Here is a 1,100-nt window from a genome sequence, read left to right as displayed (position 1 = left end):
ATACGTAAACGGCATCATAGTGGTGTTGATAGGCAAGGCAATCTGCTCCATATCACCACGGTTCATAAGGCCAATGACACAGGTGCTGGGTGCAGAGTTTTTAAGGAAGCGGTGCAAAAAATATCCTAAATTAAATGGGGTGTGTGCAGATGCGGGATATAGAAAACCCATAGAGGAATTTGTAAGAAATATATTGAATAAAACTATAGATGGGCCACACTTCCAAAGCGTTAGATCGTCGAAAGAACATGGGATAGCTAAATTATTTGCAAAGGGTATCTAAAGATTATGAAATTGCCCTAGCGACTGCTGAAAACATGAGTATGATAGCCCATTCCATGATCCTATTAAAGGATAGCTAAATCATGAATACAGGTTATAATACTGTGTCGCAAGATCGTTAAACCCATTGGTGCTAGAGGCGTGTTATTAACCAAACCGGCAATACTATGTGTTCTTTGATACTATTTTCCACTCTTTTTGCCAACCAACTTTTCACTTTTTCTTCCCCAGCCGTCTGTCTTTGCACATAGCCATATCAATGCCGCTTTCATCACTGTATAACAAGACTTAGATACGCTATATCTTTGATCGATTCTTGATACTGACTTCGCTTTTATTTACTTTACTTTTCTTGGATTGCTTCCACGTGTGAAAAGTCTTTTTTTAAGCTATAGCCTAATCTTTTTAACCAGAACTGATTGTCCCCCAAATTCTTGAGCAGCTTTTTTCAAGGTCATGTCTTGGGGTTCTGTGACATACTTTTCAAGCTTTCCTAAGTTCAATCTTTTTTTCTGAGCCAAGCACGCCTATTAGGAAAATAACAGCTTTTTTGTCTGTATTTTCTATGCCATTTTTCTATTCCACATACCTATCGCTGATACACTTATTTTAGATGGTTGCGATGCTTCAATGTACCCGCTCTCCTCATCTAAATATTCTATTCACCTTTGTCTTAAATCGTTGCTGTAGCTCTTTGTCATTTTCCTTTAATTGCACCTAATTCAACCTAAAGTACTATATATGTACCGCTTCGTATTTCTCCATTTAGTATCGGGAAATGGTATAAGGTATATTTTGTGCTTCTTCAGTCTAAACAT

The 1,100-nt window shown here is 37.5% G+C and carries 2 protein-coding genes; one reads left to right on the top strand and one right to left on the bottom strand.

Going from position 1 to position 1,100, the window contains the following annotated elements; genetic code table 11:
• The first annotated feature begins 73 nt into the window (after nucleotides 1-73).
• Complete coding sequence (locus K737_RS10170; protein WP_035574522.1) at nucleotides 74-283, top strand: hypothetical protein; 210 nt, start codon at nucleotides 74-76, stop codon at nucleotides 281-283.
• A 388-nt stretch (nucleotides 284-671) separates the two neighbouring features.
• Here the strand turns inward: K737_RS10170 and K737_RS11290 are convergent, their stop codons facing one another.
• Complete coding sequence (locus tag K737_RS11290; protein WP_268743829.1) at nucleotides 672-803, bottom strand: hypothetical protein; 132 nt, start codon at nucleotides 801-803, stop codon at nucleotides 672-674.
• Nucleotides 804-1,100 lie beyond the last annotated feature (297 nt).

Origin of the sequence: Holospora undulata HU1, assembly GCF_000388175.3 — a bacterium.
GTDB classification, from domain to species: domain Bacteria; phylum Pseudomonadota; class Alphaproteobacteria; order Holosporales; family Holosporaceae; genus Holospora; species Holospora undulata_A.
Note: the sequence above shows the minus strand (reverse complement) of the source record. Positions and strands in the feature narration are given on the sequence as shown.

What these genes read in the sequence shown, in the direction of transcription:
- K737_RS10170 (WP_035574522.1), top strand. Translation starts at nt 74, where the DNA reads ATGACACAGGTGCTGGGTGCAGAGTTTTTAAGGAAGCGGTGCAAAAAA.